This window comes from Xanthomonas sp. NCPPB 1132, assembly GCF_056629235.1.
In genome coordinates, this window is sequence record NZ_CM152819.1 from 4427088 (window position 1) to 4445656 (window position 18569).

Here is an 18569-nt window from a genome sequence, read left to right on the forward strand (position 1 = left end):
CACGCCGCGCGCGGAAACGACCGCGCTGCCGGCGCGCTAGCCGCGGCGCGCGGCGGCCTGTTCTTCCTCCAGCGCCTTCACCCGCGCCGGCAGGAACGGATAGATCAGCCACTGGTAGGCGGCACCGCCGATCACGCCGCCGATCAGCGGGCCGACGATCGGGATCCACCAGTAATTGTCGGCCGACGGCAGCGCCGAGGAGCCCCAGCCGGCGACGTAGGCGAACAGGCGCGGGCCGAAATCGCGGGCCGGATTGATCGCCCAGGCTTCCAGATAACCCATCGAGGCGCCGATGGTGGCCACCAGCAGGCCGATGATCAGCGCACCGGAATTGGCGGTGGGCGCGGCCTCGTTGTAGCGCTCGGTGATGGCGAAGATGCCGAAGATCAGGAACGCGGTCAGGATCACCTGGTCGCGCAGCGCGTGCATCGGCGTGATCGCCAGGCCGGGCGCAGTGAAGAACACCCCGGCCGCACCGCCGCCGGCGCGGGTGAGATGCTGGGCCTGGTTGTAGTGGTCGATCACCGGCGCGAACAGCAGGTAGACGATCCATGCACCGAGGAACGCGCCGATCACCTGCGCCACCCAGTACGGCAGCACCTTGGGCCAGGGAAAACCGCGGTAAAGCGCCAGCGCCAGGGTCACCGCCGGATTGGCGTGGGTGCCGGACACCGAGCCGGTGACGTAGATGGCGATGGTCACCGCCAGGCCCCAGGCGATGCACACGCCCCAGTAGGCGTGCTGGTAGGGGCTGGGGTCGTAGAGCACGTACATGCACGCCACCGAGCAGCCGAAGGCGATGATGATCAGCATCGCGATCGCCTCGGAAATCAGTTCGCCCACCAGTTGCCGGCTCATGCCCATGCCTCCCGGCCTGCCGTCGTTGCCGCTGTCGATCCACCCATGCCTGCCACCCTCCACGGTTGCGTCCAGGTTCGTGCGCCGCGGCGGGGGCCGGGCGCAGCGCGATTGTGCACGCGCCGCCGTAGCCCGAACCGGGCCGACGGCAGCGTTTCGATCAAGCCGGTGCCGCGGCCAGCGTGGCCGGCGCCTGTTGCAGGTAGGCGACCAGGCGCTGGCGGCCGGCCGCGTCCACGCGCAGGCCGAGCTTGCTGCGGCGCCACAGCAGATCCTCGGCCTCCACCACCCATTCGTGCTGGCGCAGGTAGTCGACCTCGGCCTGGTACAGGTCGGCGCCGAAGTGCTGGCCCAGGTCCTGCAGCGAGGCGGCATCGCCCAGCAGCGTTTCTGCGCGGGTGCCGTAGTTGCGCGCCAGCCGCTGCGCGGTGGCCTCGGGCAGCCACGGCCGTGCCGCGCGCAACTCGCGCGCCAGCGTGGCGATGTCGTTGCGCTCGCCGCCCGGCAGCGGCGCACCGTGCGCGGTCCAGGCCGGCGCCTTGCGCCCGGCATGCGCGGTCAGCCGGTCCACCGCCTCCTCGGCGAGCTTGCGGTAGGTGGTGAGCTTGCCGCCGAACACGTTGAGCAGGGCCGCACCGTCGCGCGTGTCCAGTTCCAGCAGGTAGTCGCGGGTGACCTCGGCGGCGTTGTCCTCCTCGTCGTCGAGCAGCGGGCGCACGCCGCTGTAGCTCCACACCACGTCGTCCGGGGCGATCTGCTTGCGGAAGTAGCGGTTGGCCGCCTCGCACAGATAGCGCGTCTCCTCGCCGTCGATGCGCGGCGCGGCCGGGTCGGCGCGGTAGTCGACGTCGGTGGTGCCGATCAGGGTGTAGTCCTGCTCGTAAGGAATGGCGAAGACGATGCGCCGGTCCGGCTGCTGGAAGATGTAGGCGTGGTCGTGCTCGAACAGCCGCGGCACCACGATGTGGCTGCCCTTGACCAGGCGCAGCGCGTGGTCGTGGCCGACGTGCGCCACCTCGTCCAGGAACTGCACCGCCCACGGTCCGGCGGCATTGACCAAGGACCGCGCGCGCAGTTCCTCGCGGCGGCCGTCGGCGTGCTGCAGCTGCACCTGCCACAGGCCGTCGACCCGGCGCGCGCCGACGCAGCGGGTGCGGGTGAGGATGCGCGCGCCGCGCTGCGCGGCGTCCATCGCATTGAGCACCACCAGCCGCGCGTCCTGCACCCAGGCGTCGGAATAGACGAAACCGGTGCGGAACTCCTCGCGCAACGGCGCGCCCACCGGGTGCGTGCGCAGTGCCAGGCGCCGCGACCCCGGCAGGGTGCGGCGGCCGCGGCCGAGGTGGTCGTACAGGAACAGGCCGGTGCGGATCATCCACGCCGGGCGCAGGTGCGGCTGGTGCGGCAGCAGGAAGCGCAGCGGCCAGATGATGTGCGGGGCCAGCCGCAGCAGCACCTCGCGCTCGGCCAGGGCCTTGCCGACCAGGGCGAACTCGTACTGCTCCAGGTAGCGCAGGCCGCCGTGGATCAGCTTGGTGCTGGCGCTGGAGGTATGCGCGGCCAGGTCGTCGCGCTCGCACAGGCACACCGACAATCCGCGGCCCACCGCGTCGCGGGCGATGCCCACGCCGTTGATGCCGCCACCGACCACCAGCACATCGTAGGTCTCACGCATAGCCGACTCCGGAAGTGTCGTGTCCGGGCCCGGCAACCGGCCGGGGTCAGGACTGAGGACGAAAAGATCGTAAACGAACATTTCCGAACATATCACGCTGCACTGCAGCGTGGCGTCGACGGCATCCTGTAAACCGGCCGTAACCAGCCAGTGGCTTAGCTCAGAGACAGCCTAGCGGGCGCGCCGGGCCGCTGCGGCGCGATGATCGCGCCACATCACGCAACATTAACGAAACAATCCGAACACGCGCCCTGTGCCACCCCGATGGCAGGACGGGCCTCGCTCAGTCTGCGGCCACGTCCAGCGGCGGCGCGCCCTGGTCGGCCGCATCGCCCTCGGCGACGAACACGCGGGTGCCGGCCGCCTCCAGCACCGCGGCCAGCTCGGCCGGCGGCGCGCGGTCGGTGAACCAGGCGTGCACCCGCCCGATCGGCCCCAGCCGGACCATGGCGTTGCGGCCGAGCTTGCTGTGGTCGGCGGCCAGGAACACCTGCCGCGAGTGCTCGATGATCGCCTGCGCCACCCGCACCTCGTGGAAGTCGAAATCCAGCAGGGTGCCGTCCGGATCGATGCCGGAGATGCCGATCACGCCGAAATCCACCTTGAACTGGCGGATTAGCTCGATGGTGGCCTCGCCGGTGACACCTTGGTCGCGGCCGCGCACGCGCCCGCCGGCCACCATCACCTCGAAGCTGGGGTTGGCGCTCATCATCACCGCGACGTTGAGGTTGTTGGTGATCACGCGCAGGCCGCTGTGGCCCATCAGCGCGCGCGCCACGTCCTCGTTGGTGGTGCCGATGTTGATGAACAACGAGGCGTCGTCGGGAATGTGCTGCGCCAGCAGCGTGGCGATGCGCCGCTTCTCCTGCGCCTGCAGCGACTTGCGCGCTGCGTAGGCCAGGTTCTCCACGCTCGACGGCAGGCTCACCCCGCCGTGGTAGCGGCGCAGCACGCCGGCCTCGCACAGCAGGGTCAGGTCGCGACGGATGGTCTGCGGCGTTACCTCGAAACGTGCCGCCAGCCCTTCCACTTCGGCATAGCCCTGCTGGCGCACCAGCGCCACCAGTTGCTCCTGGCGCGGATTGAGCGCAGAGACTGCGTTCGGCTTGGGAATCGGATGGTCCATGCCCCGATGATGGCGCATGCGCCGATGGATGCAACCGCAGCGCGTGCATACCCTCGGTGAACCGCAGCCATGGGCTGGGCCTGCGCGGTCTACGCGCCGATGCGGGCCAGCGCCTAGACTAGCGCCCCTCGCCGGGCCTGCCGGCACTCCTGCACCGATCATGCTCAACAACGACATCCTGCGCTCCATCCGCTACATGCTCGACCTGAGCGACCAGAAGATCGTCGATCTGGCGCACCTCGCCGACCCCGCGTTCGCGATCGACAAGGCGCAGATCCCGGCCTGGCTGAAGAAGGAGGACGAAGACGGCTTCGTCGAATGCAGCGACGCGGTGCTGGCGCATGTGCTGGACGGGCTGGTGTTCCACTACCGCGGCCGCGACGAGAGCCTGCCGCCGCGCCCGGTGGAGGCGCGCATCACCAACAACGTGGTGCTGAAGAAGCTGCGCGTGGCGTTCCAGCTCAAGGACGTGGACATGCACCAGATCTTCGACGCCGCCGGTTTCCCGGTGTCCAAGCCGGAACTGTCGGCGCTGTTCCGGCAGCCGGAACACAAGAATTTCCGCCTGTGCGGCGACCAGTTGCTGCGCAACTTCCTCAAGGGCCTGACCCTGCGCGTGCGCGGCGCCGGCTGAGCCGCGTCCTCCGCTGCAGCAGGGCGCGGCCGTCGCCGCGGGACCGGGTTTCCACACGCCGGCCATCGCGAATCGGTAGGATGCGCGCATTCCGCCACCGTGGCGGCGCGGCCGGCTGCCGGCCCTGCCCGCCTCCCGTTCCGTTCCGAGGGTCCCCATGAAGCTAGAGGCGCTGTTCGACCAGTTGCACACCCTGCCGACCATTCCCCAGGTGGCGCAGGACCTGATCCTGCAGTTCGATGCACCGGGCACCAGCCTGGACGCGGTGGCGCGCAACATCGAGCGGGACCCGGTGATCGCGGCCAAGGTGCTGCGGCTGGCCAATTCGGCGCGCTTCCGCGGCGCGCGCGACTCCACCACGGTGGAAGACGCGGCGCTGCGCCTGGGCTTCAATACCTTGCGCACCCTGGTGCTGGCCTCCTCGGTGACCGGCGCGTTCCATGCGCCGGCGCATTTCGACCTGCGCGCGTTCTGGCTGCACAGCTTCGAAGTGGCCGGCGTGTGCCGGCTGCTGGCGCGGCAGAAGGGCCTGGACGCGGAGACCGCGTTCACCTGCGGCATGATGCACAACATCGGCGAACTGCTGATCCAGACCGGCGCGCCCGACTACGCCGCGCAACTGCACCCGGACGCCTCCTCCAGCGGCCGCGCCGCCGACGAGACCGTGCAACTGGGCTTCGGCTACCCGGAAGTGGGCGCCGAGCTGGCGCGGCGCTGGCATCTGCCGCAGGTGATCCAGACCGCCATCGCCTTCCAGGCGCGGCCGCTGCAGGCGCCGGAAGGCGAGCCGATGCCGAAGGTCGTCGCCCAGGCCGCGCTGGTCGCCGACGCGCTGCAGCGCCACGGCGGCGCCAACGACCAGGCGCGGCAGGCGGTGACCGGCCCGCTGCTCGACGACGTAGATCTGGACGCGCTGTTCGCCGCGCTGCCGGACGTGATCGAGGCCGATCGCGCGTTTACCGAGATGTTGAAGTAAGAAACGCCGCCGGGACGCGGCGGTAGTGCGGGGCCGGTAGCTTCCCCGCTTCGCCGCACCCTCATCCGGCGCTACGCGCCACCTTCTCCCGATGGGAGAAGGGATGGTTTGCGGCGTTTGCCGCCGCGCGCGGGCGCCGGCGGTACAGCGGCCGCGGCGCGCGGCTTGCGCGCTTTCGGTGTCTTCGCTTTTGTCGTCTTCGTCTTTGTCGCCTTTGCGCTTGCCTTCTTTGTTGCCGGCGCCGGCTGCGCCGATGTCGCCGCGGCCTTGGTCGTCGTCTTGCGCTTGGGCCGCGCTGTCGTCTTCGCCGCCAAAGGCACGGCGCCAGACGCGGATGCGCGTGCGGTCTTCTTCGCAGCGCCGCGCGTGGTCTTGCTTCCAGCGCCTTCGACACTGCGCCTCGGCTTGGCCGACGATTTGGCTGCATCACGGGCCGGCGCCGGGCCTAGCGTGACCCAGGTCGGCGCATGGTCGCTGGCATGCGGCAGGTCGCGCACCCAGCGGTCCACGCCGGCGTCGCGCAGGCGCGCGGCCAGCGGTGGATTCAACAGCAGGTGGTCGATGCGCAGCCCGGCATCGCGCTGCCAGTGCTGGCGGAAATAATCCCAGAACGTGTACACGCGGCGCTCGCCGTGCACTTCGCGCAGACTGTCGGTCCACCCCTGCGCCAGCAGCTCGGCATAGGCCTGGCGGCTTTCCGGCTGCAGCAATGCGTCGCGCCGCCACGAGGCCGGGTTGTAGATGTCCGCATCGGTGGGCACCACGTTGAAGTCGCCGATCAGCGCCACCGGATGCGGCAACGCCACCAGGTGCTGCGCATGCCGCTGCAGCCGCGCGAACCAGTCCAGTTTGTAGTCGAACTTCGGCCCTGGGCGTGGATTGCCGTTGGGCAGGTACAGGCAGCCGACCAGCACGCCGTGCGCCATCGCCTCGATGTAGCGGCTCTGGGTGTCGCGCGGATCACCGGGCAGGCCGCGCCGGCTCTCGACCGGGTCGCAGCCCCTGGCCAGCAGCGCCACGCCGTTCCAGCCCGACTGCCCCATCCACACCGCACCGTAGCCGGCGGCATGCAACTCGGCCAGCGGGAAGCCGGCGTCCACGCTCTTGAGCTCCTGCAGCCCGACGATGTCCGGCGCCTCGCGCTGCAACCACTGCAGCAGCTGCGGCAAGCGGCTGCGGATACCGTTGACGTTGTAGGTGGCGATCTTGAGCGTCTTCATCCGGCGCGCCTGCAGAACCTGCCGTCACCTTGGCCCCGCTACCCTCGTTGCATCGTGAAAACGGGAGCCGCCGCATGACGCCGCTCGACAAACCCCTGCGCCGCGCACTGGAGATCGACGGCGTGCACTACACCCTGACCGTGGACCCGGAAGGCCTGAAGCTCACCGAAAAAGGTCGTCGCAAGGGCCTGGACTTGCGCTGGAGTGCGCTGGTCAGCGGCCACGCCGCCTTGGCCACCGCGCTGCAGGCCTCGCTGGCCGATCGTCCGGGCAAGCGCTGAGCGTCAGCGCGGCCGGCGCCACGCGGGAAGACGTGGCCGCCGATGGTGCTATCGTCGCGGCTTCGGCAACCAGCAGGGAGCGGGCGGATGCACAGGCGCAACGGTGGTGCTGTCGGGACCAGTCAACGACGCGCTCGGCGCACCGGATGGGTCATGGGCCCGCTGCTGCTCGCCCTGCTGCCCCTGGCGACGCACGCCGCGCCGGACGTGCCGGACAGCCTGCGCGTGTCCAGCACCACGACCTACGCCGCAGGCACGCCGGAATGGCGGCAGGTGCGCGATTGGCTGGCGAAGCATCGGCCATCGGACGCCGGCCCGGCACAGGCTCAGAACCTGGAGCGACTCGGCCCGCTGATGCTGACCTACGCACGTGCGCTGCACGGCGTGCCGACCCAGGCGCCGGTAGCGCTGCCGCTGCCCAACCAGGGCGCGCCCGGCGACAGCATCGCCATCGCCAGCTGCATCGACGGCCTGCGCCAATCGTGGATCTACGGCGTTGAGGAAGCGTCCATGCATGACTGGACGCTGACATCGTTCGCCATCTCACAGCGTGCGGACTGCACACAGGCGACAGCGCGCTGAGCCTGCGACCCCAGCAGACTCTGCAAGCGCGGCATCGGCGCACCGCTAGTCACTTGCCATGGCTCGGTGAGCGCGGTTGACTCGTAGGAGAGGCTTCAGCCGCGACGAACGAAGCACACCAGCCATCCGTTCCTGAAAGCAGTCGGGACTGAAGTCCCTCCCACAGTACCGCCAGCCAGCACATCGCCGGTCCCTGTGGGAGCGGCTTCAGCCGCGAAGCGCGGAGCAGACAGCGCGCGCCGGACCGCCGGCAGCTCACCCGTGGATGCTGAAATACACACGCCTCGGCTACCATCGCCGCGGGCGCGCCACCGCGCGTGCCGACCGTGCCCTCACCTGCGATCCTCATGCCTTCCGCTTCGCCCCGACATGTTGCAGACGCCCCGCTTGGCCGCGTGCGCGCCATCGCCCGGCTCGCCGTCTGCGTCGCGGCCAGCGTGCTGCTGATCCCGCCACAGTGGCTGCTGATGCGCTTCAGCCGCGGCCGCGCCGCGTTCGTGCTGCCGCGGCTGTGGTTCGGCTGCCTGCGGCGCGCGTTGGGGATTCGCGTCGAGGTGGTGGGTGTGCCGCGCGACGCGGGCGGCACGCTGTTCGTCGGCAACCACATCTCCCACTTCGACATCGTGGTGCTGGGCAGCCTGCTGCGCGCGCGCTTCATCGCCAAGAACGACATGGAACGCTGGCCGGGCATGCGCCACATCGGCGCGCTGGCGCAGACCGTGTTCATCAGCCGGCGTCGTCAGGATGCTGCGGCGGTGGCGGCCGCCGTGGCCGCACAACTGCGCCCGGATCACGACGTGGTGCTGTTCGCCGAGGGCACCACCTCCTCCGGCGAGCGCGTCGCACCGTTCAAGTCCAGCCTGTTCTCGCTGTTCCTCAGTGCCGACCCCGACGCGCGGCGCTGGACGCTGCAGCCGTTCACGCTGGAGGTGCGCAGCGTCGATGGGCAGCCGCTGGCGCAGGGTGGCGATCGCGATGCCTATGCCTTCTACGGCGAGATGCAGGCCGGTGCGCACGTCGCGCACTTCCTGCGCCTGTCCGGTGCGGTGGTCAGGGTGACTTTCCACGCGCCGATCGCGGTGGCACCGGGCAGCGACCGCAAGGCGCTGGCCGCGCAACTGCATGGCATCGTGGCCTCGGCGCTGCCGGCTGCGTCGACGAATGCCGCCGCGCCCTAGGATGGCGTGCCTTGCTGGCGTGCGCGGGCGATGCCCGACGGCGCGTCAATGCGCGGTATCCGGCGCCGACGGCTCCGGCAGCCGCACCACCGCGTACTGCTTGCGGAATTCCATGGCGCCCAGCGCTGGCCAGGTCTCGGCGTAGCGGCGCAGACAGGCCACGCCGTCGGGAAAGTCCTCGCCGTTGACCCGGCAGTCGGCCGCGACCTCGCCGTCGGCGTCGCGCGAGGCGAACAGGCGGATGCCGAGCATGCGCTGGTCCCGTTGCAGCAACGGCATCAAGGCATCCAGGCTGTTGGTGAACAGGCAGCACGGGCAGAACGCGTGTTCCGTGTCGTCGCCCGCCGCGGCCCGGGCCGCGTCGCCATTCATATGCGCCACCGGCCCCAGCACCACCGTGCGCCGCACCGCGGCCTCGGTCGTGGCCGAGGCGGGGAACTCCATCTGCAAGGTCATGCAGCGGGCCTCGGCCGGCGCCGCCACCGCCTCCGACAGCGCCACCAGATCGGTGCGCGCCCAGGTGGTGAAGCCCGAGACCAGACTCGCTTCGGTGTCCTCGCCGATGGAATGCTGGAACTCGACGATCCCGTCCGCGAACAGGCTGGCGTGATGCACACGGATGCAACTGGCGGTGCGCACGCCGCTGCGCAGTTCGGCCAGGTCCACCAGTTCGGTGAACAGTTGCAGGCCGTTGCCGAGCACGACGACCTCGTCGTGCAAGCTCGCCGCATGCCCCTCGCGCTGCAGCACCTGCAGCAACAGCTGTTGCAGCGCGCGGCCCGGTTGCGCGTCGGGCGCCGGCTCCGACCCGGTGGCATCGCCGGTGGTATCGGCCCCGCGTGGCGAGGTGCGGGACAACAGGCGTCGCAGTCGATCGATCATCCTTGCTCCAGGGCGTCCAACCCGCCATCGGTCGCAGGAAGTATGCGCAGTCGCCCGCGGCCACGGCAACCGCCGACGCCACGCGCGTCACGGCGACCAGCGCAGCGCATGGCGGCGCCACTGCACCGCGTCTGCCAGCGGCTGGCGGCACGGGCACAGCGGCCATCGGCGCGCCGCACCCACGGCGCCTGCGTCAGTGCCTGGCCGCCTCGCACAGCTTGCGGTTGAACCAGGTGGACTTGGCGATGGGCAGGTAGGCATCCCAGTCGCTGGGAGGGAGCATGGTGCTCTGCTTTTCCAGTTCGGCCTGGAACGAGGCCTCGTCGTGGCTGCGGCCGGCCATGGTGCGGTCCAGAGTCGCCAGGCATTCCTGCGGCCGGCCCAGGCGCAGCAGGGTGATGGCACGGTCGTTGGCGAAGCGGTCGCGATCGAGCCAGGTGAGGAAGCCGCCGCACTCGCCTGCGAACGCCTGCATGCCGGCCAGCGCCTTGTCATAGCGCTTGCCGCGATAGTCCTGCAGATACGCCTCGCGCCGCCGGCTGCTGGCCGCGGCAGTACAGCCGGCCGGCAGCTGCAGGTAATCGCCCTCGAAGCTGGCACGCATGCCGCAGTAGTCGCGGCAGCTTTCCTCGGTCAGCGCGGCCACGTTGAACCCGCCCGGCACCGGCTTGAAGGCGAGCTTGCACGGCACGTCGCCAGCGTCGTTCACCTCCGCCTTGTCGCCCTGCAGCGTGCCCGACAGCGAGCAGGTGTGGCCGTTGGCGCCGACAGACAACAGGTCGAACTGGCGCGCCCCACCCTTGTCGGTGACCCGCATGCTGCCCCAGCCTTCCTTGGTGCTGTATTCGCCGGGGGTCGGGCCGGCCGCCGCCGCGGCGAACGCCACCAGCCCCACCAGCATCGCGCTCCATCCGTATCGCCGTGCCATCGCCTGTTCCTGCCTTCGATCAGAGCCGGCAAGTGTGCGCCATCGCCGCGGCGGCGGACCAGTGCCGATGTCGCATCCCGACAGCAACGGCCTGCGCGACTCAGCGCAACGGCATGCGCGCGCGGAACTCGGACAGAAACAGGCCGCGGAGCCACCGATGCGCCGCGTCGTGCTCCAGACGCGGATGCCACAGCATCGATACGGTGATGGGTTCGGTGACCACGGGGAGCGCGAACGTATGCGCGGGCTCGCGCAGCGTGTCGGGCTGCGCCGCCACGAACGAGGCCGGCACCAGTGCGATCAGGTCCGACGCGCGCGCCACCGCCAGCGCCGCGGAAAAACTGGGCACCACGGTCGCGACATGACGCACCAGGCCCAGCTGCTGCAGCGCCGCGTCCACCGGCCCGTGCGCCCGCCCGCGCCGCGAAGCCACAACGTGGCCGAACGCCACATAGCGCTGCACGCTCACTTCCCCATCGCGCGCCAGCGGATGACCGCTGCGCACCGCGCCGACGAAACGATCGCGAAACAGGCCCTGCACGCGCAGTTCCGGCCCCATCTCGCTCAGCACCCCGATTTCCAGATCGGCCAGGCCCTCGCGCAGCGGCGCCGCGATCTTCTGCGCCTTGGCCACGAACTGCAGGCGCACCTGCGGCGCCGACGCCGCCACTGCGGCCACCAGCATCGCCGCGAACGCCTCCACGAAGGCATCGTTGGCGCGCACGGTGAAGGTGCGCTGCAGGCCCGCCGGATCCAGCTCGGCCGGCGCCGGGCGCAACACGGCGCGCGCGGCCTCCACCGCGTCGCGGGCACGCGTGCGCAGTTCAAGCGCATGCGGTGTCGCCACCATCGCGCCGCCGGCGCGGACCAGCAGCGCATCGCCGGTGGCCTCGCGCAGCCGGGTCAGCGTCCGGCTCATCGCCGACGCGCTCAGCCCCAGCCGCCGCGCGGCGCCGGCGACGCTGCACTCGGCCAGCAAGGCGTCGAGGGCGATCAACAGATTCAGATCCGGTTCCGGCATACGCGCTTCCCGACAATGGCGAATGGACACAGGCGTCGCCTGCAAGGCCTCAATGCATGCGACGCGCGTTCCGCCGGGCGGTCTGCGCGCCTAGAGTGCGCAGACCGCCGGTGGGCCTCGCATGCCGAGGCCGCACCGGCCACGCGGAGACCCACCATGATCGACACCCCTGCACCCAAAACCGTCTTGCTGATCGGCGCCTCGCGCGGCCTGGGTCTGGCGATGGCCGCAGGCTACCTGAGACGCGGCTGGCGCGTCATCGCCACCGAGCGCGCCGGCGCGCCCAGTGCGCTACACCATCTCACCGCCGAGCATCCCCAGGCGCTGCGCATCGAGTGCGTCGACATCACCGTACCGTCGCAGTTGGCCGCGCTGCGCGCTCGCCTCGAAGGCGAAGTCCTGGACCTGCTGTTCGTCAACGCCGGCGTGAAAAACGACGACCACGAGACCGTCGCCGATGTCGCCACCGACGAATTCGTCCGGGTCATGGTCACCAATGCACTGAGTCCGATGCGCGCCATCGAAACCTTGCGCGACCTGGTCCGCGGCACCGGCACCATCGGCGTGATGTCGTCCGGGCAAGGCAGCATCGCCAACAACACGAATGGCCAGTACGAGATCTACCGCAGCAGCAAGGCGGCGCTGAACATGCTGATGCGCAGCTTCGCCGCCCGCCACCGCGACAGCGCGCACACCTTGCTGCTGATGGCCCCCGGCTGGGTCCGCACCGATATGGGCGGGCCGGACGCGCATCTGTCCATCGACGACAGCATCCCGCCTCTGCTCGACACCATCGACACCGCCCACGGCCGCAGCGGTTTGCATTACCTGGATTACCTGGGCCGCGTGGTGCCGTGGTAGGCGCCGCGTGCTGCAGCGGCCCGCGCGACGCCGAAGCCCCACTAGCCGATCTCCTTCAACGCGAGCGCCAGCGCCGCATCCTCGTGCAGCGGCCGCGACAGGAAATAGCCCTGGACGAAATCCACCTGCAGCTCGCGCAGGGCCTCCAGTTCCTGCGCCGTCTCCACGCCTTCGGCCACCACCTGGGTGCCGATCTCGTGAGCGAAGTTGGTCAGCCCCTTGGCCAGCGCGCGGCGGCTGCGGTCGGAATGGATGCACTGGGTGATGCTCATGTCGAGCTTGATGACGTCCGGCTGCAACTGCAGGATGTGGCGCATGCTGGCGTAGCCGGCGCCGGCATCGTCCACCGCCACCTGCGCGCCCCGCTCGCGCAGCGGTGCCAGCGCCTGCGCCAGCGTCTGGTAGTTGCGCACGATGGCGTGCTCGGTGATCTCCAGGGTCAGCCGCGCCACCTCGGCATCGTCGCCCAGCACGCCCGCCAGCGCCGCGGACGTCATCAGCTCCGGCGACAGGTTCACGCTGAGCCGGTACTGCGGCGGGAACCGCCGCAGATGCGCCAGCGCCTTGGCCAGCACATGCAATTCCAGGCGGATGCCGACCCCGGCCAGCTCGGCCTGCTGGAACCATTGCGCCGGCCCACGCTGCGGCGCTACGTCGAAACGCGACAGGCACTCGAATCCATGCAGGCGCAGCCCCTGCAGCGCGAACACCGGCTGGAACACGATGCGCGGCGCGCCGGCGGCCAGCGCGCCGTCGATCTCGTCGATCATCGCCTGCCGTTCCAGCTTGTGCGCTTCCACCTCGTGCAGGCGCAGCGCGAAGATCTCGGCGAACGCACGCAACATGCCGATGTCGCGCTCGCCCAGATCGGGCCTGGGCAGGAAACTGAAACAGCACAGCGTGCCGTAGATCCGCCCTCCCACCTGGATCGGCACGCTCATGTGCGCACCGATCGGAATCTCCTGCGTCGCCGGAATGCATTGCGCCGCCGGCAGCAGCGAGGTGTCGGGGATGAGCTGCGGCAACTCGCCCCGCGCCACGCCCATGCAGTAGCCATCGGCGAACGGCAGGATCTGGCCCTCGTGGATCGGCCCATCGGGCGGCCCGTCCACGTGATCGAGCACGCGGTCGGTCTTGCGGAAGCGCGACAGGAACGCCACGTCCATGCCCAGATGCCGACGCACCACGCGCAGGCAGCGGCGCAGTTCGCGGTCGCTGATCTCGCCCGACAGCAGTTCGAACAACGGATGCGGTGCTGGTAGATCCTCGGTCGACGCCATCCCGCTTCTCCCCTGAAAGCGTTGCGGCCCGCGCTGCGCGCGCCGCGCACGGCGCGGCGCCGTGGGCGAGGTGATCGAGCAGCGGGACCGGGACCTTCCCCTGTTGTCCAGCGGGCGACACGTCCTTGTCGTTCGACTGTAAAGCGTGACGTACAGCCGCGAAAGCACAGGTCTGTTCAGGAATGTAGCTGTCTACGCCACCGACCGTTTCGGCAAGGCGCGGCCGCGTATTCAGCGACCGGCCGGATGGCACTGCCGCTGGCAGGCGTGGTCGACCGCCTTTCCTCGGCTTCGAGCAGGCGGCACCGCGCGATAGTCGCTCCACGCCACGCTGACGCATGCCCGGCTGCCGGCGTGTGCCGCGTCCGTCAGGCGTAGGCCATCAACCCCATCAGATCCAGCGCGGCATGCGCCACGATCGCCGGCCACAGCCGCCCGGTGCGTGCCACCCACCAGCCCAGGATCAGCCCTATCACCACGATGGCGATGGTGCCGACAGGCCCCTGATAGAGGTGATACGACGCGCGGATCGCCACGCTCACGTTCACCGCGAACGCCGGGCTGTGCCGCCGCTCCAGCGCGCGGATCACGTAGGCGCAGACGAACACTTCCTCGAAGATCGGATTGAGCAGCGAGACCAGCACCACCACGCCGGCCGACAGCGGCCCGGCCACCATCGCGTCCATCGACGGATTCACCTCCGCCGCCACGCTGTCGTTCAACAGATTCAACGGATAGGTCGCCACCACGCAGGCGGCCAACAGCGCCAGGCCAACGCCGATGTCGCGCGCCTGCCACTGCAGGCCCAGTGCCTGCAGCGTCCAGCCGCGGAACCACAGCGTCGGCAGCAACAACGCCAACACCAGCAGCTCGTAGAACACCATGCCCCACAGGTTCGCGTCGGAAAACGACGGCTCCACCATCGGCGCCAGCACCGCCAGCGCACTCCAGTAGATCGGCAATCCGAACGCGACTGCCGTGACCAGCAACAGTTCACCCCAACTGCCTGACGTTTCCCCACGTCCCTGCATCCGCATTCCCCTGTCGTTCGCTACGCGCTGGAACGGCGTCGTCGCCGCTTCCCACCAGGGGCGTACCGTAGCAGGGTGGCATGACCGGGGACATCGGTGGCGGCGTCATGCGGCGCGTGCAGTTCAACCCGGCGCGGCGTTATGCGCGCGGCACGGCGCGCATACCACCAATCCAGTCAAGCTAGTACAGCGCGTCCCGGGTGCGCTGCGGCAACTCCCGGTCGTAGGTCTCGGCGTCGAACGCGCCATCGGCCAGATGCGCGTGCATGGTGCCGGGGCTGGGCAGGCGATCGCGCGGCAAATGCCGCGTCGAATCCCACAGTTGGGAGCGCACGATCGCCTTGGCGCAGTGGAAATACGCCGCTTCGATATGCACCACGATCACGCTGCGCGGCAAGCGCTCGCCGACCGCGAACCGCGCCAGCAGGTCCGGATCGACACGGATCTCGGCACGGCCGTTCACGCGCAAGGTCTCGCCGATGCCGGGAATCAGGAACAACAGCGAAAGCCGCGGATCCTGCAGCAGGTTGCGCAGGGTATCGACGCGGTTGTTGCCCGGCCGATCCGGCAGCGCCAGCGTGCGCGCATCCAGCACCTGCACAAATCCCGGCACATCGCCGCGCGGCGAGCAATCCAGACCCTCGGCCCCAGCCGAGGCCAGCACCACGAACGGCGATGCGTGCACGAACGCTTGGTAGTCGGCGTTCAAATGGTCGAGTTGCTTGCGCACCGCGCGCTCGGCGGGGGTGCCATACAAGGCTTCGAGCGCATCGAGGCCGGTGAGTCGATTCAGTGCGGGTGTGTCCTGCGGAGAGGTGGGCGATCCTATCCCGGTCGGCGCGTCCGCCTTGGCCGTGTCAACATTGGCGATCGCAGCGGCAAGCACGCTTTCGTACAGGTGCAAACGCAGGCGGAATCGGGCGCCCAGCCAACTGATCATCCACAGAATGGCAGCGAATAGCGCTAGCATCGCCAACCATGCAGGCAAGGCCAGCAGATCGCGCCAGTTGCGTAGGACGACGAACAATGACAGACACAGCGGCAGCAATCCGAGCTTGTCCAGGCTGCCGACCAGCAGGCCGAGTTTGGCAGCCAGGCGTTCCTGCGCCATTCGCGTATAACGCAACTGGTCTTCCAACACATTGCGTGGATAGCCCAGCAACCACTGCGACAACTTCCGCAGTTCGCAGACATCATGATCGTGTTGCACGATCAACTGCCGGCGGGCGTTGCTGAATTCGTAAACGACTAGCCAAACCGTGCGCAGAAAATACGGTGCAAAAGCGACCGTAAGCGCTAGCCCCACGCGCGATATGGTCACCATCCATATTTGCGGCGCAAGCCAGAGCAACAGCAGCGACGGCAGCAACCCGATGACGATTCCCGACCATCCCACCACATTGAGCACCCGCATCCAGCGCGGCGCCGACAAGGCAGATACCGGCCCCTCTGGCATCGCCTCGATCTTCTGCTCCAACAGCGCGAATGTCAGCTGCGGCATGATGGCATCCATGACAACGATCTCGTAAGGTTGAACGTGAAACGTCGACTGCTACAGAATTACCGCACCATTTTTCGCGTACCGACCAAGCACTGCGCTATTAGACCTTTCTACATTTAAGATGTGAATCATCAATTCAACCTGGCCAATAAAATGCTTGAGCGAATCCGCGATCAATTGAGAGTTATTGCACCAGAAGTGGAGAAGGCACTACTCCCGGCAGCCAACGAACTAGAGATCAAGGCACTGCAATCAGCGTTGGGACGCCAATTGCCAGAGGATCTTTTGGCAGTCTATCGCGAGAGCGCAGGCTTGAGTCCGGATGCAACGGCAAATTTCGCTCTAGGATTTTCTTTCATGAATGTGGCAGCAGTGACTGTCGAGGTCGAAAGAAGCTCCTGCGAGAACGATGCAGAAGCTTCTGCCCAATTTGCGGACAAGGGAATCCGCCCCGTGCTGAAACTTGGAAAGGATCGCTTAGTGATTGGAAGCGACTTTTCCCATTGCCGCCTTTGTGTTGATCTGTCTCCCGAAGAGGATGGGACCTATGGCCAGGTCATATTTATAGATCAAGAATGGGGAGTAGCTCTTCTACTAGCGCGCTCGATGAATGACTTCCTTCGAAAATTCGAGCAGGACCTGGCTATGGGAAAATACAGTCTGGCGCAAGATGCCCTGGATGACGGCGTCCAGTGGCTAAGCGCGGCGAGAGACATCGATGTGGGCAACTGGTACAACTCGCCGACTTGGTCGTATGTCGACCATCCCCACATTCGCAGAACATAGTTCAGCAGCGTGCAGCATCAGCAGATCGCCGTGCCAGGCACTCAAGCCTGGCGGCCATGCGAGTCGATCACCCGCACTTCGAATACCCACAATTCAAACAAGTAGCACACCCGTCCATAATAACGAGCGCCTTGGTATTGCACTTGTGGCACATCGTGGCCGACGGCGGGAAACTCGCGCCGTCGCCGGTGACGGCGATGTCCTCTTCGTGGTCGGCGGTGGAGTCGGCGGACACCGCACCCTCATCCGCCCTGCGGGCACCTTCTCCCGCAGGAGAAGGAACCGCCTTGCTCACTTCACTGTTTTTTTTTGAGCGTTCTTCGTACTGCTTGCGCTTCTCGGCGATCAGCGCGCGCTGGTGGTCGCTCATTTCCGGGTCGTGCAGCAGGCCGATCGACTTCATGTGCTCTTCGACAATGCTGCCCAGTTCGGCGACCAGCGACGGCATGTACACGCCGCCGGCCTTGAAGTAGCCGCCCTTGGGGTCGAACACGGCCTTCATCTCGTCGACCAGGAAGGTGACGTCGCCGCCCTTGCGGAACACGGCGGACATGATGCGGGTCAGCGCCACGATCCACTGGAAATGCTCCATGGACTTGGAGTTGACGAAGATCTCGAACGGGCGGCGCAGTTCGTGCTCGGTGCCGGCGTTGAGCACGATGTCGTTGAGGGTCACGTACATGGCGTGTTCCACCAACGGCGATTTGATCTTGTAGGTGCTGCCGATCAGCACGTCCGGGCGCTCGATGCGCTCGTGCATGTGGATGATGTTGTCGGCCGGCGCTTCGGCCTCGGCGGTGGCACGGTCGATCGACGAGGCGGGCACCGCGGCGGCGGCGTCGCGCGCCTTGTCCTCGGGGGTGACGACGGCGTAGCCCTTGATTTTCTGGTCGATCTTGATGGCCATGAGGCGTGCGTTCCTGGAAGGCGGAGCGGGACGGGCGTGGGCCCGGCCTCTCTCCCGCGCACGGGAGAGAGGGTGCGACGGGACGGCTTACTTCTTGGCGCGGGTGGCCGCGGCCTTCTTGCCGGCGGCCTTGCGCACGGCGGTCTTCTTCACGGCGGTGCTCTTCTTGGCGACCTTGGCGGTGCTCTTCTTGACCGCCTTGGCGACCTTCTTCACCGCTTTCTTGGCGACGGCCTTCTTCGCTGCAACCTTCTTCGCCGCTTTCTTCACTGCCTTCTTGGCAACGGCCTTCTTGGCGGCGACCTTCTTGACCGCCTTCTTCGGCGCGGCCTTCTTGGCGGTCACTTTCTTGGCGGGAGCCTTCTTCGCGACGGCCTTCTTGGCAGCGGCCTTCTTCGCCGGTGCCTTCTTCGCAGCCGCCTTCTTGGCGGTCTTCTTGCCGCCCTTGGTCAGTGCGGCCGCTTCGGCCTGGGCGCTGGCTTTGGCCGCTTCCAGCTTCTTGCGCGCGCTGGCGACGGTCTTCTTGACGGCCTTGCCGGCCTTCTCGGCGCGCTTGGCGACGGCCTTCTCGGCCTTCTTCACCGCCTTGCGGGTCTTGGCGACCTGGTCCTGCACGCGCTTCTGCACGGTCTCGGCGGTCTGCTTGACCGTGGCGACGGCCTCGCTGGCGGTGGCGGCGATGGTCTCGCCGACGTTGGTGGCGGTTTCTTTCACGTTCTCGGCGACCTGCGTCAGCGTCGCCGTGACGCCATTCCCATTGCTCATAAAACCCTCCTCAGGGTGTCAGTGTTTATGTCACGCGGGCGATGCTATACCGATTGCAGCGAAGCGGGGAGCCGGAA

At 68.2% G+C, this 18569-nt stretch carries 19 protein-coding genes; 7 read left to right on the forward strand and 12 right to left on the reverse strand.

Annotated elements, in window-relative coordinates:
* Positions 1-36 precede the first annotated feature (36 nt).
* The 3 genes from AC1G9L_RS19000 to AC1G9L_RS19010 all read right to left on the reverse strand — a co-directional run bounded on the left by AC1G9L_RS19000 (position 37) and on the right by AC1G9L_RS19010 (position 3659).
* The gene (locus AC1G9L_RS19000) at positions 37-858 is read right to left on the reverse strand and encodes an MIP/aquaporin family protein (protein ID WP_017916383.1); all 822 of its coding nucleotides are present in this window, start codon (positions 856-858) and stop codon (positions 37-39) included.
* 160 nt (positions 859-1018) lie between these two features.
* On the reverse strand, positions 1019-2533 hold the full coding sequence (glpD, locus tag AC1G9L_RS19005; RefSeq protein ID WP_481069718.1) for a glycerol-3-phosphate dehydrogenase: 1515 nt from the start codon (positions 2531-2533) through the stop codon (positions 1019-1021).
* 283 nt (positions 2534-2816) lie between these two features.
* Positions 2817-3659 carry a DeoR family transcriptional regulator gene (locus AC1G9L_RS19010; RefSeq protein ID WP_019800319.1) on the reverse strand — a complete coding sequence of 281 codons (843 nt, stop codon included), beginning with the start codon at positions 3657-3659 and terminating at the stop codon, positions 2817-2819.
* Between the two features lie 160 nt (positions 3660-3819).
* On the opposite strand from AC1G9L_RS19010, the gene AC1G9L_RS19015 reads away from it, so the two are divergent.
* On the forward strand, positions 3820-4293 hold the full coding sequence (locus AC1G9L_RS19015; RefSeq protein WP_019800318.1) for a DUF1456 family protein: 474 nt from the start codon (positions 3820-3822) through the stop codon (positions 4291-4293).
* A 157-nt stretch (positions 4294-4450) separates the two neighbouring features.
* Positions 4451-5269: an HDOD domain-containing protein gene (locus AC1G9L_RS19020; protein WP_019800317.1), complete on the forward strand. Its 819-nt coding sequence runs from the start codon at positions 4451-4453 to the stop codon at positions 5267-5269.
* Between the two features lie 71 nt (positions 5270-5340).
* On the opposite strand, the gene AC1G9L_RS19025 is transcribed toward AC1G9L_RS19020, so the two are convergent.
* A complete protein-coding gene (locus AC1G9L_RS19025) occupies positions 5341-6489 on the reverse strand; it encodes an exodeoxyribonuclease III (protein ID WP_019800316.1) in 1149 nt (382 codons plus the stop codon).
* A 74-nt stretch (positions 6490-6563) separates the two neighbouring features.
* On the opposite strand from AC1G9L_RS19025, the gene AC1G9L_RS19030 reads away from it, so the two are divergent.
* The 3 genes from AC1G9L_RS19030 (at position 6564) to AC1G9L_RS19040 (ending at position 8530) form a co-directional block, all read left to right on the forward strand.
* Positions 6564-6770: a hypothetical protein gene (locus tag AC1G9L_RS19030; protein WP_019800315.1), complete on the forward strand. Its 207-nt coding sequence runs from the start codon at positions 6564-6566 to the stop codon at positions 6768-6770.
* A gap of 153 nt (positions 6771-6923) precedes the next feature.
* Positions 6924-7352, forward strand: coding sequence for a hypothetical protein (locus AC1G9L_RS19035; protein WP_019800314.1), 429 nt, complete (start codon positions 6924-6926; stop codon positions 7350-7352).
* Between the two features lie 395 nt (positions 7353-7747).
* On the forward strand, positions 7748-8530 hold the full coding sequence (locus AC1G9L_RS19040; protein ID WP_019800313.1) for a 1-acyl-sn-glycerol-3-phosphate acyltransferase: 783 nt from the start codon (positions 7748-7750) through the stop codon (positions 8528-8530).
* A 45-nt stretch (positions 8531-8575) separates the two neighbouring features.
* Here the strand turns inward: AC1G9L_RS19040 and AC1G9L_RS19045 are convergent, their stop codons facing one another.
* The 3 genes from AC1G9L_RS19045 to AC1G9L_RS19055 all read right to left on the reverse strand — a co-directional run bounded on the left by AC1G9L_RS19045 (position 8576) and on the right by AC1G9L_RS19055 (position 11361).
* Positions 8576-9412 (reverse strand): DUF6348 family protein, encoded by an 837-nt coding sequence (locus AC1G9L_RS19045; RefSeq protein ID WP_019800312.1) that lies wholly within the window; start codon positions 9410-9412, stop codon positions 8576-8578.
* Positions 9413-9605: 193 nt separating this feature from the next.
* Entirely contained in the window at positions 9606-10340 is a 735-nt protein-coding gene (locus AC1G9L_RS19050) for a hypothetical protein (protein WP_481069719.1), read from the reverse strand.
* Positions 10341-10440: 100 nt separating this feature from the next.
* Positions 10441-11361, reverse strand: a complete 921-nt coding sequence (locus AC1G9L_RS19055) for a LysR family transcriptional regulator (RefSeq protein WP_481069720.1) — start codon at positions 11359-11361, stop codon at positions 10441-10443.
* 156 nt (positions 11362-11517) lie between these two features.
* On the opposite strand from AC1G9L_RS19055, the gene AC1G9L_RS19060 reads away from it, so the two are divergent.
* On the forward strand, positions 11518-12222 hold the full coding sequence (locus AC1G9L_RS19060) for an SDR family NAD(P)-dependent oxidoreductase (protein WP_019800562.1): 705 nt from the start codon (positions 11518-11520) through the stop codon (positions 12220-12222).
* 41 nt (positions 12223-12263) lie between these two features.
* Here AC1G9L_RS19060 and AC1G9L_RS19065 read toward each other — a convergent pair whose 3' ends face one another.
* The 3 genes from AC1G9L_RS19065 to AC1G9L_RS19075 all read right to left on the reverse strand — a co-directional run bounded on the left by AC1G9L_RS19065 (position 12264) and on the right by AC1G9L_RS19075 (position 16046).
* Positions 12264-13502, reverse strand: a complete 1239-nt coding sequence (locus AC1G9L_RS19065; protein ID WP_481069721.1) for a sensor domain-containing phosphodiesterase — start codon at positions 13500-13502, stop codon at positions 12264-12266.
* 368 nt (positions 13503-13870) lie between these two features.
* Positions 13871-14491, reverse strand: coding sequence for a CPBP family intramembrane glutamic endopeptidase (locus AC1G9L_RS19070; RefSeq protein WP_481069722.1), 621 nt, complete (start codon positions 14489-14491; stop codon positions 13871-13873).
* Between the two features lie 223 nt (positions 14492-14714).
* Positions 14715-16046: a pyridoxamine 5'-phosphate oxidase family protein gene (locus AC1G9L_RS19075; protein ID WP_481069723.1), complete on the reverse strand. Its 1332-nt coding sequence runs from the start codon at positions 16044-16046 to the stop codon at positions 14715-14717.
* A gap of 111 nt (positions 16047-16157) precedes the next feature.
* On the opposite strand from AC1G9L_RS19075, the gene AC1G9L_RS19080 reads away from it, so the two are divergent.
* The gene (locus AC1G9L_RS19080) at positions 16158-16820 is read left to right on the forward strand and encodes an SMI1/KNR4 family protein (protein WP_481069724.1); all 663 of its coding nucleotides are present in this window, start codon (positions 16158-16160) and stop codon (positions 16818-16820) included.
* Positions 16821-16887: 67 nt separating this feature from the next.
* Here AC1G9L_RS19080 and AC1G9L_RS19085 read toward each other — a convergent pair whose 3' ends face one another.
* Complete coding sequence (locus AC1G9L_RS19085) at positions 16888-17727, reverse strand: TSCPD domain-containing protein (RefSeq protein WP_019800567.1); 840 nt, start codon at positions 17725-17727, stop codon at positions 16888-16890.
* A gap of 87 nt (positions 17728-17814) precedes the next feature.
* Positions 17815-18492, reverse strand: coding sequence for a hypothetical protein (locus AC1G9L_RS19090; protein WP_019800568.1), 678 nt, complete (start codon positions 18490-18492; stop codon positions 17815-17817).
* Positions 18493-18569 lie beyond the last annotated feature (77 nt).

What these genes read in the sequence shown, in the direction of transcription:
- AC1G9L_RS19000 (WP_017916383.1), bottom strand. Translation starts at nt 858, where the DNA reads ATGAGCCGGCAACTGGTGGGCGAACTGATTTCCGAGGCGATCGCGATG.
- AC1G9L_RS19090 (WP_019800568.1), bottom strand. Translation starts at nt 18,492, where the DNA reads ATGAGCAATGGGAATGGCGTCACGGCGACGCTGACGCAGGTCGCCGAG.
- AC1G9L_RS19065 (WP_481069721.1), bottom strand. Translation starts at nt 13,502, where the DNA reads ATGGCGTCGACCGAGGATCTACCAGCACCGCATCCGTTGTTCGAACTG.
- AC1G9L_RS19060 (WP_019800562.1), top strand. Translation starts at nt 11,518, where the DNA reads ATGATCGACACCCCTGCACCCAAAACCGTCTTGCTGATCGGCGCCTCG.
- AC1G9L_RS19085 (WP_019800567.1), bottom strand. Translation starts at nt 17,727, where the DNA reads ATGGCCATCAAGATCGACCAGAAAATCAAGGGCTACGCCGTCGTCACC.
- AC1G9L_RS19075 (WP_481069723.1), bottom strand. Translation starts at nt 16,046, where the DNA reads ATGGATGCCATCATGCCGCAGCTGACATTCGCGCTGTTGGAGCAGAAG.
- AC1G9L_RS19010 (WP_019800319.1), bottom strand. Translation starts at nt 3,659, where the DNA reads ATGGACCATCCGATTCCCAAGCCGAACGCAGTCTCTGCGCTCAATCCG.
- AC1G9L_RS19045 (WP_019800312.1), bottom strand. Translation starts at nt 9,412, where the DNA reads ATGATCGATCGACTGCGACGCCTGTTGTCCCGCACCTCGCCACGCGGG.
- AC1G9L_RS19050 (WP_481069719.1), bottom strand. Translation starts at nt 10,340, where the DNA reads ATGGCACGGCGATACGGATGGAGCGCGATGCTGGTGGGGCTGGTGGCG.
- AC1G9L_RS19055 (WP_481069720.1), bottom strand. Translation starts at nt 11,361, where the DNA reads ATGCCGGAACCGGATCTGAATCTGTTGATCGCCCTCGACGCCTTGCTG.
- AC1G9L_RS19020 (WP_019800317.1), top strand. Translation starts at nt 4,451, where the DNA reads ATGAAGCTAGAGGCGCTGTTCGACCAGTTGCACACCCTGCCGACCATT.
- AC1G9L_RS19030 (WP_019800315.1), top strand. Translation starts at nt 6,564, where the DNA reads ATGACGCCGCTCGACAAACCCCTGCGCCGCGCACTGGAGATCGACGGC.
- AC1G9L_RS19035 (WP_019800314.1), top strand. Translation starts at nt 6,924, where the DNA reads ATGGGCCCGCTGCTGCTCGCCCTGCTGCCCCTGGCGACGCACGCCGCG.
- AC1G9L_RS19015 (WP_019800318.1), top strand. Translation starts at nt 3,820, where the DNA reads ATGCTCAACAACGACATCCTGCGCTCCATCCGCTACATGCTCGACCTG.
- AC1G9L_RS19025 (WP_019800316.1), bottom strand. Translation starts at nt 6,489, where the DNA reads ATGAAGACGCTCAAGATCGCCACCTACAACGTCAACGGTATCCGCAGC.
- glpD (WP_481069718.1), bottom strand. Translation starts at nt 2,533, where the DNA reads ATGCGTGAGACCTACGATGTGCTGGTGGTCGGTGGCGGCATCAACGGC.